The organism is Streptomyces sp. ID05-39B, assembly GCF_033794725.1.
Classification (GTDB): domain Bacteria; phylum Actinomycetota; class Actinomycetes; order Streptomycetales; family Streptomycetaceae; genus Streptomyces; species Streptomyces bobili.
Map to the genome: position 1 here is coordinate 1 of NZ_JARGEF010000081.1, position 16341 is coordinate 16341.

Consider the following 16341-nt stretch of genomic DNA (forward strand, 5'->3'; position numbering starts at 1 on the left):
ACCGGGCCGCGCCACCAGGTCGACGCCCCTGAGCACGGGTTCCTCGGCGCCCGGGTAGCCGAAGCCGGCCCCCCGGATCTCCAGATGGCCGTGGCGCCGGTGCGCGGCCCACGGCGCCCTCGGCGCCTGCCCCGACGGCGACTCCCGGGTCTGCCCCGCCATCGACCCCGACGGCACCCCCACCGGACAAAGCGCCGCGCTGGTCGCTCCCCGCGCTCCTCGCGATCCTGGTCCTGTCGGCGGTGCTCTACGGCTGGAACCTCTCCGGCTCCGGGCTCAACAGCTTCTACAGCGCGGCCGTGTCGAGCGGCACCCAGAGCTGGAAGGCGTGGTTCTTCGGCTCGTTGGACGCGGGGAACTTCCTGACCGTCGACAAGCCGCCGTTCGCCCTGATGGTGATGGGCCTGTCCTGCCGTGTGTTCGGCTTCGGGACCTGGCAGATGATGCTGCCGCTGATCCTGACCGCCCTCGGCACGATCTGGATCCTGCACTCCAGCGTGAAGCGCGTATGGGGCCACGGCGCGGCGGCGGTCGCCGCGCTGGTCCTCGCGCTGACCCCGATCACCGTGGCCATCAACCGCGACAACAACCCCGACACCCTGCTGGTGTTCCTGATGGTGGGCGGCGCGGCGCTGGCCCTGCGGGCCGTGCACAACGGCAGGCTGCTGCCCCTGCTCGGCTCGGCCGCCTGCTTCGGCCTCGCCTTCAACACCAAGATGCTCCAGGGCTACATCGCGCTGCCCGCCGTCTTCGCGGTCTACCTGTACGCGGCGAAGCCCAAGCTCGTGAAGCGGCTCGTCAACCTGGCCGCCGCGGCCGTGGTCCTCGCGGTCTCCAGCTTCTGGTGGGCGGCGGCCGTCTCCCTGGTCCCGGCCGACGAGCGGCCGTACATCGGCGGTTCCACCGACGGCACCGCCTGGAACCTGATCATGGGCTACAACGGCCTCGGCCGGGTCCTCGGCGGCGAGGGCAACGGAGGCGGAGGCGGGGGCGGAGGCGGCGGCTTCTCCGGGTCGGCCGGCATCGGCCGGATGTTCAACGACACCCTCGGCGGCCAGATCTCCTGGCTGATCCCCTTCGCGGCCGTCGCGCTCGTCGGTGGCCTCGTCCTGTGCGGGCGCGCCCCGCGTACGGACCTCACCCGCGCCGCGCTGGTGATGTGGGGCGGCTGGACCGCCCTGCACTATCTGACCTTCGCCATGGCTGAGGGCACCATGCACCCGTACTACACGACCGCCCTCGCCCCGGGCATCGCGGCGCTGTGCGGGGGCGGCGGCCTGATGCTGTTGCGTGCCTTGCGCGCCGACCGGCGGTGGGTGTGGGTGCTGCCGCTCGCCCTCGCGGTCACGGCCGGCTGGGCGATCGTGCTGCTACGCCGGGCCTCCGGCTGGAACACCTGGCTGTGGCCGGCCGTCGGTGTCGTCATGGCGCTGGCGATCGTGGGGCTGTTCGTCTTCCGTTCGGGCAACCGCGCCCGCCTGCTGGCGGCTTCGGTGGCCGCGGCGGTCGTCGCCTCGGTGGCCGGTCCGGCGGCGTACGCCTGGTCGGTGCCGTCCGGATCGGCCGCCGGCGCGATGAGTGGTACGAACCCGACGGCCGGGCCCACGACCGGGAGCGGCGGCTTCGGCGGCGGTCCCGGGGGCGGCGGTGGCCGGGGCGGTTTCCCGGGCACGGGCGGCGAACAGAGCGGCCAGGCGGAGGCGCAGGCCGGCGGCCGGCCGGGCGGCACGCCTCCCGGCGCCGCCACGGATGACGCCGCCGCGGATGACGCCACTACGGCGCCGGGTGGCACCGCGCCCGGAAGCGGTACGGCTCCGGGTGGCACCGGCACGGGCGGCGGACCCGGCGGTACCGCCATGGGAGGCGGGGGCGGCATGGGCGGGGGCGGCGCGAGCACCGAGCTGCTCTCGTACCTGAAGAAGAACCAGGACGGCGCGAAATGGCTGCTGGCGGTGTCGAGTTCGCAGAGCGCGGCGCAGCTCATCCTCAGCAGCGGTGAGCCGGTGATCTCCATGTGGGGCTGGTCCGGCTCCGACAACGCGATGACGCTGGCCAGGCTGAAGGAACTGGTGAAACAGGGCGAGCTGCACTACATCCAGCTCGGCGGCGGCATGGGAGGCGGCGGCGGTATGGGCGGCGGCTCCACGGCCACCACCGAGGTGACGGAGTGGGTGCAGAAGAACGGGACGGCAGTGAAGGAGAGCGACTACAGCACGAGTACGACGTCCGACTCGACCTCCACTTCCACCTCGACTTCCGAGTCGACGGTCTACCGCCTGGACGCCTCAGACGTGACCTGACCTGCCCGACCTGACCTGACCCCGACTCATCTCCACCGCCCGCTCAGCAGCAACGGCCCCTGACTCCCCCGTCAGGGGCCATTTTTCGCCATCAACTCGCGTAGACATGGCGCAATTTGCCGGTTCTCGTCATCTGATCGACATGTCAGATTCATTGCCTTGACTGCATGTGCATGCCACTCTCCCGATTGCCGCCCCCCAATCAACACGCGTAGATCGGACACCCCACATGCTGGCGACACGCATACGCCGATGGAAATCGGTGGCTCTTGTCACCTCCGCCGTCATGGTCGGCCTCGCCGCACCGGCGCTCACCGCGACCCCCGCCGCGGCGACCACGACGGCCTACGACGCGACGTACTACAAGAACGCGGTCGGCAAGACGGGTTCGAGCCTGAAGTCCTCGCTGCACACGATCATCACGCCGCAGACGAAGCTCTCGTACTCCGCGGTCTGGAACGCGCTGAAGGTCACCGACCAGGACCCGAACAACAGCAACAACGTGATCCTGTTGTACAGCGGTGTCTCGCGCAGCAAGTCCCTCAACGGCGGTGACCTCGGCGACTGGAACCGCGAGCACACCTGGGCCAAGTCCCACGGCGACTTCGGAGAGGCGACCGGCCCCGGCACGGACCTGCACCACCTGCGCCCCGCGGACGTCCAGGTCAACAGCATCCGCGGCAACAAGGACTTCGACAACGGCGGCAGCTCGGTCAGCAACGGCGGCGGCAGCCTCACGGACTCCGACTCCTTCGAGCCGCGCGACGCCGACAAGGGCGACGTGGCCCGCATGATCCTCTACATGGCTGTCCGCTACGACGGCGGCGACGGCTTCGCCAACCTCGAGCCGAACGAGAGCGTCAACAACGGCAGCAACCCGTACATGGGCAGGCTCGCCGTCCTCAAGCAGTGGAACGCCGAGGACCCGCCGAGCGCCTTCGAGGAGAAGCGCAACCAGGCCATCTACGCCACCTACCAGCACAACCGCAACCCGTTCATCGACCACCCGGAGTGGGTCGAGGCGATCTGGTAGACAACCGGTTCCGCGCCATCCCGACCGGCTGGCCACGAGGGCGTCGTCCCCCGCGGCCGGCCGCTGTCGTCGCCCGGTGCTCGCACGAAGGGCTTGGCGCTTCGACCAGGCAGAGCGGCTCGTCGCCGAGCTTCGCTCCTCCTGACGGCGGTGTCTCAGCGGGCGGCGGTACTGACTGATGCGGCCGGGACGGTGTCGTCTGCCGGACCGGCAGACGACCACCAGGCAATCAGCCGGGCCGCCGAAGCACTCGCGGAGGGTCTCGGCTGCACACTCGCGGTATGGAAGATCGACGGCGAGGTGGCCCTCACCGCCGAGCTGTTGCTCTCGGAGCTGGTCACCAACTCGCTCCGGCACGCCCGGGTTCCGGTGGGCCGGGAGATCGGCGTACGCATCGCCACGTACGACGGGCGCCTGCGCGTGGAAGTCGCCGACGCCAACGACTCGCGTTCCGAGGTGAGAGAGCCGACCGACGAGGACGAACAGGGCCGCGGCCTCGCCCTCGTCGAGGCTCTCGCGTTGCGCTGGGGGTGCTGCCCCCGCCGACACGGCATCGGCAAAGCGACCTGGGCGGAACTGTCGCTGCGGCCGTGAGCAGCGGGCCGGCCGCCGCCCTCAGTCCACATGGGTGGGTGCGAACATCCGCAGCACCGCCGGGAGGACGACCACCGAAGGTCCCGGCTCCCCCAACGCCTTCGCGAGGTCCGTCTCCAGCGTCTCCGCCGACGTCCGCACCGCCGGCACCCCGAAGGACTCCGCCAGGGCCACGTAGTCCGGCCGCGCCAGCTCAGTCCCCGTCGCTTCCCCGAAGGCCTCCGTCATGTACTCGCGGAGGATGCCGTAGCCGCCGTCGTCGACGATGAGCCAGGTGACGTTCAGGTCGTACTGCCTGGCCGTGGCCAGTTCGGCGATCGAGTACAGGGCGCCGCCGTCGCCGGAGACGGCGAGGACCGGGCGGGTCGGGTCGGCGACCGCCGCTCCCAGGGCCGCCGGGAAGGCGTAGCCGAGGCCGCCCGCGCCCTGGGCGGAGTGCATGTGGTTGGGGCCCTTGGGGTCGAAGGCCGACCAGGCCCAGTAGGCCAGGATCGTCATGTCCCAGAAGGAGGGGGAGGAAGCGGGGAGCGCCCGGCGTACCGACGCCAACGCGGCCTGCTCCAGGGTGAGTTCCTGGGCGGCGATGCGGTCGGCGACCTTGGCCAGGACCGACCGGACACGCTCCGGGGCCGCCTCGTCCTCCCTCTTGGACACCGTCTCCAGCAGCGCCTGCAACGCCAGTCGCGCGTCCGCGTGGATGCCGAGGGCCGGATGGTTGGCCTCCAGTTTGCCGAGGTCCGCCTCGATCTGGATGACCCTGCCCCGCGGCTTGAACGTGTGGTAGTTCGAGGAGAGTTCGCCGAGGCCCGAGCCGATCACCAGCAGGACGTCCGCGTCCTCCAGGAAGTCCGTGGTGTGGCGGTCCTCCAGCCAGGACTGGAGGGACAACGGGTGGGTCCAGGGGAAGGCGCCCTTGCCGCCGGGCGTCGTGACCACCGGCGCCTGGAGCAGCTCGGCGAGCCGACGAAGCTTGCCCGACGCGTCCGACCGTACGACTCCCCCGCCCGCGATGACCGCGGGGCGGGCGGCGCGGGACAGCAGGTCGGCCGCCACCGCCGTCAGTTCGGGGCGTGGGGGCAGCTCGTCCGGGAAGGCGTCGCCGCCCGTCACCACCGGGATCGCCGTCTCCGCCAGGAGCACGTCCTGCGGGATCTCCACCCAGACCGGGCCGTGCGGAACCGTGAGTGCCGACTTCCAGGCCGCCTCGATCGCGGAGGGTATCTGGGACTGGGCGCGGACCGTGTGGACCGACTTCACGACACCCCTGAACGAGGCCGCCTGGTCGGTGAGTTCGTGGAGGTAGCCATGACGGCCGCCGCCCAGGCCCGCCGTCGGGATCTGGCTGCTGATCGCGAGGACGGGGGCGGAGGCCGCCGCGGCCTCCTGGAGAGCGGCGAGCGAGGTCAGTGCGCCCGGCCCCGTGGACAGCAGCAGCGGCGCCGCCTCACCGGTGATGCGGCCGTACGCGTCCGCCGCGAAGCCCGCGTTGTTCTCCACCCGCAGGCCGATGTACCGCAGGTCGGAGCGGCGCAGCGCGTCGAACACGCCGAGCGCGTGCTGACCGGGCAGCCCGAAGACGGTGGTCGCGCCCAGCCCGGCCAGCGTCTCCACGACCAGGTCTCCGCCGTTGCGGCCGGCGGGAGGGTTCAGAGCGGCGGAGATCTGCGCCTCCGTCGGACGGAGCACCAGGTCGTGGTCGTGGGTCACTTCGCGCGGGCCTCCGCAATCTGGCGGGACATGATCGTGGTCAGTTCGTACGCCGTGTGCGATGCCGCCACCGACGTGATCTCCGCGTGATCGTACGCGGGCGCCACCTCGACGACGTCCGCGGAGACGAGGTGGCAGGAGGCCAGGCCGCGCAGGATCTCCAGCAGCTCGCGGGAGGTCATGCCGCCGGCCTCGGGGGTGCCGGTGCCGGGCGCGTGGGCCGGGTCCAGGCAGTCGATGTCGATGGAGATGTAGAGGGGGCGGTCGCCGATGCGCTGGCGCAGCTGGTCGGCGATCTCGTCGACGCCGCGCCGCATCACGTCCGCGGAGGTGACGATGCCGAAGCCCATCTTCTCGTCGTCGGTGAGGTCCTGCTTGCCGTAGAGGGGGCCGCGGGTGCCGACGTGGGAGAGGGCGGAGGTGTCGAGGATGCCCTCCTCGACGGCCCGGCGGAACGGCGTGCCGTGCGTGTACTCGGCGCCGAAGTAGGTGTCCCAGGTGTCGAGGTGGGCGTCGAAGTGGAGCAGGGCTACGGGGCCGTGCTTCTTGGCGACCGACCTGAGGAGCGGGAGGGCGATGGTGTGGTCGCCGCCGAGGGTCATCAGGCGGGCGCCGGTGCCCAGCAGGTCGTCGGCGGCCGCCTCGACGGTCTCGACGGCCTCGTTGATGTTGAACGGGTTCACGGCGATGTCGCCGCCGTCCGCGACCTGGGCGAGGGCGAAGGGGGAGGCGTCCTGCGCCGGGTTGTAGGGCCGCAGCAGCCGGGACGCCTCGCGGATCGCGTTGCCGCCGAAGCGGGCGCCCGGCCGGTAGGAGACACCGGAGTCGAACGGTACGCCCACGACGGCGACGTCGGCGCGGCCGACCTCGTCGAGGCGGGGCAGCCGGGCGAAGGTCGCGGGTCCGGCGTACCGCGGGACGCGGGAGGAGTCGACCGGGCCGCGGGGCGTCTCGTTGCTGCTCATCTGCTGCCTTCTTTCCTACGCGTCGTCGCGTATGTACTGCTCTGCACCACTGGATACGACTCTACTGGGGAGCCGGGACGGGCTCGGACACGAGTTCGACGGCCGAGGTGGCCAGGGAACTCGAGAGACCAGGAGGCCCTTACCAGTGGTTCCGGTCGGGACGACCCTAGGGGCCCGGAGGGCGCCTGCGACTTGTACGTTTCGTCCATCGGAGTGGAACTGGGTGGAGGAAATGCACACCGTGCGGCAGCGGATCGCGCGCCGCGCCGCCCTGCCGGGGGACGGACCTGGACGACCCGGACGTACGGATGGAGCCGTGGTTCACCCTGCGGCGACGCCGAGTGCGACGGGGTACGGCAAAGTGCGTGGCCAGGGCGAGTGACGCACGTCCCAGCGTCCGGGACACCGCAGACTCCCGCCGGTCACTGCACCACAATGGAGACCATGCCGATACCCGGGACACCCAGCCGCGCCGAGCTCGTCGAGCACCTTGTGAAGACCCGCATCGCGGGTGATGTCGCCACCCCGCGCGAGAACAACCTCTCCCACTACCGCCAGTTGGCCAACGGCGTGCGCAACTTCTGGCTCGGGCTGGAGCTGGGCGACCGCTGGACCGACGAGCAGGACGTGCTCGCGGTGATGGCGGAGCGGGTAGGTGTCAACGACGATCCGGAGTACCGCTACGGGCAGGACACCATCGACCCCCAGCTGACGGTCGACGGCCTGGAGCGGCTCGCCGGGCGGCTGCGCAAGGCGGCCGAGGACCGGCAGCGGGTGCTGTTCGCCACCGGGCACCCGGGCGGTCTGCTCGATGTGCACCGGGCCACCGCGGAGGCGCTGCGCGGGGCCGGCTGCGAGATCGTCGTCATCCCGGACGGGCTCCAGACGGACGAGGGGTACGTCATGCAGTTCGCGCAGGTGGCGATGCTGGAGCACGGCGCCACCCTGTGGCACACCCACTCGGGTGAACCGATGAAGGCGATCCTGACCGCCCTGGAGCGCGAGGGCCGTCCGCTGCCGGACCTGGTCGTCGCCGACCACGGCTGGGCGGGCTACGCCGGACAGCACGGCGTGGACTCCGTCGGATACGCCGACTGCAACGACCCGGCGCTGTTCCTCGCCGAGTCGGAGGGCACCGTCCAGGTCGCGGTCCCCCTGGACGACCACGTCCTCAGCCCCCGCCACTACGACCCGATGACGGCCTTCCTGCTGGCGGAGGCGGGTCTCGCCTAGGACGACCCGAGGACGACGACCCTAGGGCCCCAGGACGACGGCCCTGGGACGGCCGGGGACGACGGCCCGCCCCCGGCCTCACGGCCGGGGGACGCGGACCACGCCCTCCTGGATCACCGAGACGGCGAGCTGTCCGTCCTGCGTGTAGATGCGGGCCTGGCCGAGGCCGCGTCCGCCGTGTGCCGACGGCGACTCCTGGTCGTACAGCAGCCACTCGTCGGCGCGGAACGGCCGGTGGAACCACATCGCGTGGTCCAGCGACGCCCCGACCACGTCCCCGACGGCCCAGCCGCCGCGGCCGTGCGCGAGGAGCACCGAGTCCAGGAGCGTCATGTCGGAGACGTAGGTGGCGAGGACGACGTGCAGCAGCGGGTCGTCGGCGAGCTTGCCGTTGGTGCGGAACCAGACCTGGCTGTGCGGCTCGCGCGGCTCACCGAACTTGCCGTACGGCGGCTCCTCGACGTACCGCAGGTCGATGGCCTGCCGGGCCTCCAGGAACCGTTCGACCACGTCCGGCGGGAGATGGTCGTAGCCCCGCAGGCGTTCCGCGGAGGTCGGCAGGGTCACCGGGTCCGGGGAGGCGGGCATCGGCATCTGGTGGTCGAGGCCCTCCTCGTACGTCTGGAAGGACGCCGAGAGGGTGAAGATCGGCCGGCCGTGCTGGACCGCGACCGCACGGCGGGTGGTGAAGGAACGGCCGTCGCGGATGCGTTCGACGTTGTAGACGATGGGCGCTCCCGGGTCGCCCATGCGAAGGAAGTACGCGTGCAGGGAGTGGGCGTGCCGGTCCGCGGGGACCGTACGCCCGGCTGCGACCAGCGCCTGGGCCGCGACCTGGCCGCCGAAGACGCGGGGGACGACGGCGGACCGGGAGCGGCCGCGGAAGATGTTCTCCTCGATCTGCTCGAGGTCGAGCAGATCGAGGAGATCCTGTAGTGCCTGGCTCATGAGAACTGTTGTACCGGGCGGTAATTGCGGCCGGCTTACAGACCCATGTCCTTGGCGATGATCGACTTCATGATCTCGCTGGTGCCGCCGTAGATGCGGTTGACGCGGTTGTCCGCGTACAGGCGGGCGATCGGGTACTCGTTCATGTAGCCGTAGCCGCCGTGGAGCTGGAGGCAGCGGTCGATCACGCGGTGCGCGACCTCGGTGCAGAACAGCTTGGCGCTGGCGGCCTCGGCGGGGGTCAGCTCACCGGCGTCCAGGGCCTCCGTGGCGCGGTCGGCGACGGCCTCGGCCGCGTCCACCTCGGCCTGACAGGCGGCCAGCTCGAACTTGGTGTTCTGGAAGTGGGCGACCGGCTTGCCGAAGACGGTGCGCTCACGCACGTACTCCGTGGCGAAGCGGACGGCCGCCTTCGCCTGGGCGTAGGCGCCGAAGGCGATTCCCCAGCGCTCGGAGGCGAGGTTGTGACCGAGGTAGAAGAAGCCCTTGTTCTCCTCGCCGAGGAGGTCCTCGACGGGCACCTTGACGTCGACGAAGGCCAGCTCGGCCGTGTCGGAGGTGCGCAGGCCCAGCTTGTCCAGCTTGCGGCCGATGGAGTAGCCCTCGGACTTGGTGTCCACCGCGAAGAGGGAGATGCCGAAGCGGCGGTCCTCGGCGGTCGGGGCGGAGGTGCGGGCGCAGACGATCACCTTGTCGGCGTGGACGCCGCCCGTGATGAAGGTCTTCGAGCCGTTGAGGACGTAGTGCGTGCCGTCCTCGCTCAGCTTGGCCGTGGTCTTCATTCCCGCGAGGTCGGAACCGGTGCCCGGCTCCGTCATCGCGATGGCCCACATCTCCTCGCCGGAGACGAACTTCGGCAGGAAACGCTTCTTCTGCTCGTCGGTGGCGAGCATCTTGAGGTACGGCAGGGCGAGCAGGACGTGCACGCCGGAGCCGCCGAACTGGACGCCGGCGCGGGCGGTCTCCTCGTAGAGGACGGCCTCGAACTTGTGGCTGTCCAGGCCGGCGCCGCCGAACTCCTCGGGGACGTTGATCCCGAAGATGCCCAGCTCGCCGAGCTTGTAGTAGAACTCCCGCGGGGCCTGGCCGGCGGCGAACCACTCGTCGTAGACGGGGACGACCTCGGCCTCGATGAAGGCGCGAAGGGTCTCCCGGAATGCCTCGTGATCCTCGTTGAACACCGTACGGCGCACGCCGCCACCTCCACGTACCTCGACCCTGCCTAAGCGCTTGCTCATTCACCGTACCGGCGAGTAGGAGGATGCGTCCAGGGTGGATACGGGGTAACGCTCGTCACGCCGCTGCACCTGGGGCTCCGCCCCAGACCCGGGCAAGGGCCCCGCCCCTGCACCCCGGAACCTTTCCCACCCGACCAGCCCGACTCGGTTGGGTGGGAAGTGAGCCCCACCCGGGGCTCCGCCCCGGACCCCGCGGGGGTTCCACCCCGGACCCCCACACGCGCCCAGCGTCTCCCGACCCTCGCATCCCGTGCGCACCCCAGCACCGCCCGACCCTCGCGATCCCGCACACGCCCTGCCCCCCGACATTCCCGTGATAGCTTCTAACAAACCCTTGCCTCTATAGCCGCCCACCCCGGAAGGGGACCCATGGCCAGAGCCACCAGCACCGAGACCCCCCGCGAGCGCTACCGCGCCCAGGTGCGGGCCGAGGTCAAGGCGCGGGCCTGGGAGCAGATCGCCGCCGCCGGGGCTTCCGGGTTGTCTCTCAACGCGATCGCCAAGCAGATGGGGATGAGCGGGCCGGCGCTGTACCGGTACTTCGGCAGCCGGGACGAGCTGATCACCGAGTTGATCAGGGACGCGTACCGCAGCCTGGCCGACGCCGTCCGGGCCGCCGACGGCGACGTCACCTCGCTGGCGTACGCCCTGCGCGCGTGGGCGCTGGCCGATCCGCACCGGTACTTCCTGGTCTACGGCACACCCGTGCCGGGCTATCACGCACCTGATGACATCACCGCCATCGCGTCCGAGATCATGACCCGCCTGCTCGACGCCTTCGCCGAGCCGGCCGGGCGCGAAGCGCAGACGCCGTTCGACGCGCATCTCGACGAACACCGGGAGTGGGCGGGCGGCCACCCCGCCCCGTCACCCGCCCCGCGCCGCGCCCTGGCCTTCTGGACCCGGCTGCACGGCGCGCTGTCCCTGGAGCTGGCCGGCCACTTCACCGGGATGGGCTTCGATCCCGCGCTGCTGTTCGCCGCCGAGGTGGAGAGCCTCGGCGACTGACCCCTACGACTCCTCCGCTGCCGAGCCGAAGGCACCCCTCGCCATGCGGTGGAGCAGGTCCGCCGTGGCCCCCCGGCCGGGGAGCGAGCCCGCCCTTCCCAGGTGCGGGGTGGAGTTCAGCAGTCCGAACACCGAGTGCACGGCTGACCGGGCCGCCGGCTCGGTGAGCGCCGGGTAGACCCCGCGGACCACCTCCACCCACAGCTCGACGTACTGGCGCTGCAACTGCCGTACCAGCTTGCGGTCACTGTCGCGGAGGCGGTCCAGCTCGCGGTCGTGCAGGGTGATGAGGGGACGGTCGTCGAGCGCGAAGTCGATGTGCCCCTCGATGAGCGAGTCGAGGACCGCCTCACCGTCGACCCCGTCGATCCCCTCGATCCCGTCGGCCCCGTCGGCCCCGCCACCCCTGCCGGCCTCCTGCATCCGGCGTCTCGCGCCGGTCAGCAGCTGGCCGCTGATCCCGACCAGCAGCTCCGCGAGCATCGCGTCCTTGCCGGGGAAGTGCCGGTAGAGGCCGGGGCCGCTGATGCCGACCGCGGCTCCTATCTCGTCCACGCCGACGCCATGGAACCCGCGTTCGGCGAACAGCCGCGCGGCCTCCTTGAGGATCTGCTCGCGGCGGGTGGGGGCGTCGGTTCTGGTGGCCATGAAAACAATTCTAGACATCGAGGTTAGCGCTCGTTAACCTGATGGAAATGGTTAACGCTCATTAACAGTCGACCACTGGCGACCACTGGCCGTGAGGGGACCGCAAGGTATGGAGCAGGCACCGGAGCTGACCAGCGCGGCAGACCCCGCGTCGGAGGCCTGGCGGGCCAATGAGAAGGCCCACCGCGCACTCGTCGAGGAGCTGCGCGGCAAGCTCGCCGCCGCCCGGCTCGGCGGTGGCGAGAAGGCGCGGGCCCGGCACATCGCGCGCGGGAAGCTGCTGCCGAGGGAGCGGGTGGACACCCTCCTCGACCCCGGCTCGCCGTTCCTGGAGCTGGCGCCCCTGGCCGCCGACGGGCTGTACGACGGGCAGGCCCCGGCCGCGGGTGTGATCGCCGGGATCGGCCGGGTCAGCGGCCGGGAGTGCGTGATCGTGGCCAACGACGCCACCGTCAAGGGCGGGACGTACTACCCGATGACGGTGAAGAAGCATCTGCGGGCCCAGGAGGTCGCTCTCGAGAACCGTCTGCCGTGCCTGTACCTGGTGGATTCGGGCGGCGCCTTCCTGCCCATGCAGGACGAGGTGTTCCCCGACCGCGAGCACTTCGGGCGGATCTTCTACAACCAGGCCCGGATGTCCGGCGCCGGCATCCCCCAGATCGCCGCCGTGCTCGGCTCGTGCACGGCGGGCGGGGCGTATGTCCCGGCGATGAGCGACGAGGCCGTCATCGTGCGCGGCCAGGGCACGATCTTCCTCGGCGGTCCTCCGCTGGTGAAGGCCGCCACCGGCGAGGTCGTCACCGCGGAGGAGCTGGGCGGCGGCGAGGTCCACTCGCGGGTGTCGGGTGTCACCGACCACCTCGCGGAGGACGACGCGCACGCCCTGCGCATCGTGCGCACCATCGTCTCGACCCTCCCGGCCCGCGGCCCGCTCCCCTGGGAGGTGCGGCCCACGGTCGAGCCGAAGACCGACCCGTTCGGGCTGTACGGGGCGGTCCCGGTCGACTCCCGTACCCCCTACGACGTACGGGAGATCATCGCCCGGATCACCGACGGCTCCCGGTTCGCGGAGTTCAAGTCGGAGTTCGGGCAGACCCTGATCACCGGTTTCGCCCGTATCCACGGGCATCCGGTCGGCATCGTCGCCAACAACGGCATCCTGTTCTCCGAGTCCGCCCAGAAGGGCGCCCACTTCATCGAGCTGTGCGACCAGCGCGGCATCCCGCTGCTGTTCCTGCAGAACATCTCCGGCTTCATGGTCGGCCGCGACTACGAGGCCGGGGGCATCGCCAAGCACGGCGCGAAGATGGTCACCGCGGTCGCCTGCACGCGCGTGCCCAAGCTGACGGTCGTGGTCGGCGGGTCGTACGGCGCGGGGAACTACTCGATGTGCGGGCGGGCGTACTCCCCGCGCTTCCTGTGGATGTGGCCGAACGCCAAGATCTCCGTGATGGGCGGTGAGCAGGCCGCCTCCGTCCTCGCCACGGTCAAGCGCGACCAGCTGGAGGCGCGCGGCCAGGAGTGGCCGGCCCCGGAGGAAGAGGCGTTCAAGGACCCGATCCGGGAGCAGTACGAGCGCCAGGGCAACGCCTACTACGCGACCGCCCGGCTCTGGGACGACGGGGTCATCGACCCGCTGGACACCCGCCAGGTGGTGGGTCTTGCCCTGACCGCCTGTGCCAACGCGCCGCTGGGTGAACCCCAGTTCGGCGTCTTCCGGATGTGAGGGGCTTCACGACCATGTTCGACACCGTCCTCGTGGCCAACCGGGGCGAGATCGCCGTCCGGGTCATCCGCACCCTGCGGGCGCTGGGCGTGCGCTCGGTGGCCGTCTTCTCCGACGCGGACGCCGACGCCCGGCACGTCCGCGAGGCCGACACGGCCGTACGGATCGGTCCGGCGCCGGCCGCCGAGAGCTATCTGTCGGTGGAGCGGCTGCTGGAGGCCGCCGCCCGCACCGGCGCCCAGGCCGTCCACCCCGGTTACGGCTTCCTCGCGGAGAACGCCGGCTTCGCGCGCGCGTGCGCCGACGCCGGGCTCGCCTTCATCGGGCCGCCCGCCGAGGCGATCTCCCTCATGGGCGACAAGATCCGTGCCAAGGAGACCGTGCAGGCGGCGGGCGTCCCGGTGGTCCCGGGGTCGAGCGGCAGTGGGCTCGGCGACGCCGAACTGGCCGCCGCGGCACGGGAGATCGGCATGCCGGTGCTGCTGAAGCCGTCCGCGGGCGGTGGCGGCAAGGGCATGCGGCTGGTGCGGGAGGAGGACCGTCTCCTGGACGAGATCGCCGGCGCCCGCCGTGAGGCCCGCGCCTCCTTCGGGGACGACACGCTCCTCGTCGAGCGGTGGATCGACCGGCCCCGGCACATCGAGATCCAGGTCCTCGCGGACGGCCACGGCCGGGTGATCCACCTGGGCGAGCGCGAGTGCTCCCTCCAGCGCCGGCACCAGAAGGTCATCGAGGAGGCGCCCAGCGTGCTCCTCGACGAGGCCACCCGCGCGAGCATGGGCGAGGCCGCCGTGCAGGCGGCGCTGTCCTGCGGCTACCGGGGCGCGGGCACCGTGGAGTTCATCGTCCCCGGCGGGGACCCTAAGGCGTACTACTTCATGGAGATGAACACCCGTCTCCAGGTGGAGCACCCCGTCACCGAGCTGGTCACCGGGATCGACCTGGTGGAGTGGCAGTTGCGGGTGGCGGCAGGAGAGCGGCTGCCCTACACGCAGGACGACATCCGGCTCACCGGGCACGCCGTGGAGGCCCGGGTGTGCGCCGAGACCGTGTCCGTCCGGGAGGGCGCGCGCGGGTTCCTGCCGTCCGGCGGCACCGTGCTGAGGCTGCGCGAGCCGCAGGGCGAGGGCGTGCGCACCGACTCGGGGCTCACCGAGGGCACCGAGGTCGGCAGCCTGTACGACCCGATGCTGTCCAAGGTGATCGCCTACGGTCCCGACCGGGCCACCGCGCTGCGCAAGCTGCGGGCCGCCCTCGCGGACACGGTCACGCTGGGCGTGCCGACCAACGCCGGGTTCCTGCGCCGGCTGCTCGCCCATCCGGCGGTCGTGTCGGGCGAGCTGGACACCGGTCTCGTCGAGCGGGTCATGGACGACCTGGTCCCCACCGACGTACCGGAGGAGGTCTACGAGGCCGCCGCGGCCGTCCGGCTGGAGGGACTGAGGCCGTCCAGGGCGGGGTGGACGGATCCCTTCTCGGTGCCGAGCGGGTGGCGGCTGGGCGGGGAGCACCGTCCGGTCGCGTTCCCGCTGCGGGTGCCGGGGCTCGAACCCGTCACCCGTGAGGTCCGCGGCGCGCACAGCGTCACCGACGACCGGGTCAGCGTCACCCTCGACGGTGTCCGGCACACCTTCGAGCGGGCCGGTGACTGGCTGGGCCGGGAGGGCGACGCCTGGCAGGTGCGCGACCACGACCCGGTGGCCGCCGCCCTGACCGGGGCCGCGCACGCGGGCGCCGACTCGCTGACCGCGCCCATGCCGGGCACGGTGACAGTGGTGAAGGTCGCCGTCGGCGACGAGGTGAGCGCGGGCCAGAGCCTGCTGGTGGTGGAGGCGATGAAGATGGAGCACGTCATCTCCGCCCCGCACGCCGGCACGGTCGCCGAACTGGACGTCACCGCGGGCACGACGGTCGCCATGGACCAGGTGCTGGCCGTGATCGCGCCGCACGAGGAGGAGGCATGACCGTGCGAGGACTTCCGATGACCGTGCCCGCGCCCGGCCTGCCCACCCGGGTCAGGATCCACGAGGTCGGCGCGCGCGACGGCCTGCAGAACGAGAAGAGCACCGTGCCGACGGCGGTGAAGGCCGAGTTCGTGCACCGGCTCGCCGAGGCCGGGCTGACCACCATCGAGGCGACCAGCTTCGTCCACCCCAAGTGGGTGCCCCAGCTCGCCGACGCCGAACAGCTGTTCCCGCTGCTGTCCGGCCTGCCGGTGGAGCTGCCGGTACTGGTGCCGAACGAACGCGGTCTCGACCGGGCCCTCGCCCTGGGAGCGCGTCGGGTCGCGGTGTTCGCCAGCGCCACCGAGTCCTTCGCCAAGGCCAACCTCAACCGCACGGTGGACGAGTCGCTGGCCATGTTCCACCCGGTGGTGGAGCGGGCCAAGGCCGGCGGGGTGCATGTGCGCGGCTATCTCTCCATGTGCTTCGGGGACCCGTGGGAGGGTGCCGTCCCGGTCCCGCAGGTCGTGCGGGTGTGCCGGGCCCTGACCGACATGGGCTGCGACGAGCTGAGCCTCGGCGACACCATCGGGGTCGCCACCCCCGGCCATGTCGAGGAACTGCTGACCGCGCTCGGCGAGGAGGGCATCCCCGTCTCCGCGCTGGGCGTGCACTTCCACGACACCTACGGCCAGGCCCTCGCCAACACGCTGGCCGCCCTACGGCACGGCGTCACCACCGTCGACGCCTCCGCGGGCGGCCTGGGCGGCTGCCCGTTCGCGAAGTCCGCCACCGGCAATCTCGCCACCGAGGACCTCGTGTGGATGCTGACCGGCCTCGGCATCGACGCCGGGGTCGACCTCGGCGCTCTCGTCGCCACGAGCGTCTGGATGGCCGGCCGGCTGGGCCGGCCCAGCCCGTCCCGCACCGTCCGCGCCCTGTCCCACGAGGACGCAGAGGGCCAAGAGGGCCGCGAGGCCCACAAGGAGCAGTGACCG

General features: G+C 71.6%; 13 protein-coding genes. 8 read left to right on the plus strand and 5 right to left on the minus strand.

Going from position 1 to position 16341, the window contains the following annotated elements; translation table 11 throughout:
* Positions 1–242 precede the first annotated feature (242 nt).
* From P1P75_RS19180 to P1P75_RS19190, 3 genes are all read left to right on the plus strand, one after another.
* A complete protein-coding gene (locus P1P75_RS19180; protein ID WP_319256872.1) occupies positions 243–2300 on the plus strand; it encodes a glycosyltransferase family 39 protein in 2058 nt (685 codons plus the stop codon).
* A 229-nt stretch (positions 2301–2529) separates the two neighbouring features.
* Positions 2530–3333: an endonuclease gene (locus P1P75_RS19185; RefSeq protein ID WP_319256874.1), complete on the plus strand. Its 804-nt coding sequence runs from the start codon at positions 2530–2532 to the stop codon at positions 3331–3333.
* A gap of 192 nt (positions 3334–3525) precedes the next feature.
* Positions 3526–3927, plus strand: coding sequence for an ATP-binding protein (locus tag P1P75_RS19190; protein ID WP_319256876.1), 402 nt, complete (start codon positions 3526–3528; stop codon positions 3925–3927).
* Between the two features lie 21 nt (positions 3928–3948).
* Here P1P75_RS19190 and P1P75_RS19195 read toward each other — a convergent pair whose 3' ends face one another.
* Positions 3949–5634, minus strand: a complete 1686-nt coding sequence (locus P1P75_RS19195) for a thiamine pyrophosphate-binding protein (RefSeq protein ID WP_319256879.1) — start codon at positions 5632–5634, stop codon at positions 3949–3951.
* Complete coding sequence (speB, locus tag P1P75_RS19200; protein ID WP_073498523.1) at positions 5631–6599, minus strand: agmatinase; 969 nt, start codon at positions 6597–6599, stop codon at positions 5631–5633. The genes P1P75_RS19195 and speB overlap by 4 nt, the downstream gene beginning before the upstream one ends.
* Positions 6600–7043: 444 nt before the next feature.
* Here speB and P1P75_RS19205 point away from each other — a divergent pair, with 444 nt between their 5' ends.
* Positions 7044–7832, plus strand: a complete 789-nt coding sequence (locus tag P1P75_RS19205; RefSeq protein WP_319256881.1) for a phosphatase — start codon at positions 7044–7046, stop codon at positions 7830–7832.
* Positions 7833–7910: 78 nt separating this feature from the next.
* On the opposite strand, the gene P1P75_RS19210 is transcribed toward P1P75_RS19205, so the two are convergent.
* Both P1P75_RS19210 and P1P75_RS19215 read right to left on the minus strand, forming a co-directional pair.
* A complete protein-coding gene (locus tag P1P75_RS19210; protein ID WP_319256883.1) occupies positions 7911–8780 on the minus strand; it encodes an acyl-CoA thioesterase II in 870 nt (289 codons plus the stop codon).
* A gap of 35 nt (positions 8781–8815) precedes the next feature.
* On the minus strand, positions 8816–9973 hold the full coding sequence (locus tag P1P75_RS19215; RefSeq protein WP_150471153.1) for an acyl-CoA dehydrogenase family protein: 1158 nt from the start codon (positions 9971–9973) through the stop codon (positions 8816–8818).
* A gap of 414 nt (positions 9974–10387) precedes the next feature.
* Between P1P75_RS19215 and P1P75_RS19220 the strand changes: the two genes are divergently transcribed.
* Positions 10388–11026, plus strand: coding sequence for a TetR/AcrR family transcriptional regulator (locus tag P1P75_RS19220; protein WP_319256885.1), 639 nt, complete (start codon positions 10388–10390; stop codon positions 11024–11026).
* A 3-nt stretch (positions 11027–11029) separates the two neighbouring features.
* Here the strand turns inward: P1P75_RS19220 and P1P75_RS19225 are convergent, their stop codons facing one another.
* A complete protein-coding gene (locus P1P75_RS19225; RefSeq protein WP_319256886.1) occupies positions 11030–11674 on the minus strand; it encodes a TetR/AcrR family transcriptional regulator in 645 nt (214 codons plus the stop codon).
* 109 nt (positions 11675–11783) lie between these two features.
* On the opposite strand from P1P75_RS19225, the gene P1P75_RS19230 reads away from it, so the two are divergent.
* The 3 genes from P1P75_RS19230 to P1P75_RS19240 are packed head-to-tail and all read left to right on the plus strand — an operon-like array spanning position 11784 to position 16338.
* Positions 11784–13400 (plus strand): carboxyl transferase domain-containing protein, encoded by a 1617-nt coding sequence (locus P1P75_RS19230; protein ID WP_319256888.1) that lies wholly within the window; start codon positions 11784–11786, stop codon positions 13398–13400.
* Positions 13401–13414: 14 nt separating this feature from the next.
* Complete coding sequence (locus P1P75_RS19235; protein ID WP_319256890.1) at positions 13415–15364, plus strand: acetyl/propionyl/methylcrotonyl-CoA carboxylase subunit alpha; 1950 nt, start codon at positions 13415–13417, stop codon at positions 15362–15364.
* Positions 15361–16338 (plus strand): hydroxymethylglutaryl-CoA lyase, encoded by a 978-nt coding sequence (locus P1P75_RS19240; protein WP_319256892.1) that lies wholly within the window; start codon positions 15361–15363, stop codon positions 16336–16338. The genes P1P75_RS19235 and P1P75_RS19240 overlap by 4 nt, the downstream gene beginning before the upstream one ends.
* Positions 16339–16341: the final 3 nt, after the last annotated feature.

Excerpts from the sequence above, each read along its gene's own strand:
- P1P75_RS19185 (WP_319256874.1), top strand. The coding sequence starts at position 2,530 with ATGCTGGCGACACGCATACGCCGATGGAAATCGGTGGCTCTTGTCACC.
- speB (WP_073498523.1), bottom strand. The coding sequence starts at position 6,599 with ATGAGCAGCAACGAGACGCCCCGCGGCCCGGTCGACTCCTCCCGCGTC.
- P1P75_RS19205 (WP_319256881.1), top strand. The coding sequence starts at position 7,044 with ATGCCGATACCCGGGACACCCAGCCGCGCCGAGCTCGTCGAGCACCTT.
- P1P75_RS19210 (WP_319256883.1), bottom strand. The coding sequence starts at position 8,780 with ATGAGCCAGGCACTACAGGATCTCCTCGATCTGCTCGACCTCGAGCAG.
- P1P75_RS19220 (WP_319256885.1), top strand. The coding sequence starts at position 10,388 with ATGGCCAGAGCCACCAGCACCGAGACCCCCCGCGAGCGCTACCGCGCC.
- P1P75_RS19225 (WP_319256886.1), bottom strand. The coding sequence starts at position 11,674 with ATGGCCACCAGAACCGACGCCCCCACCCGCCGCGAGCAGATCCTCAAG.
- P1P75_RS19230 (WP_319256888.1), top strand. The coding sequence starts at position 11,784 with ATGGAGCAGGCACCGGAGCTGACCAGCGCGGCAGACCCCGCGTCGGAG.
- P1P75_RS19235 (WP_319256890.1), top strand. The coding sequence starts at position 13,415 with ATGTTCGACACCGTCCTCGTGGCCAACCGGGGCGAGATCGCCGTCCGG.
- P1P75_RS19240 (WP_319256892.1), top strand. The coding sequence starts at position 15,361 with ATGACCGTGCGAGGACTTCCGATGACCGTGCCCGCGCCCGGCCTGCCC.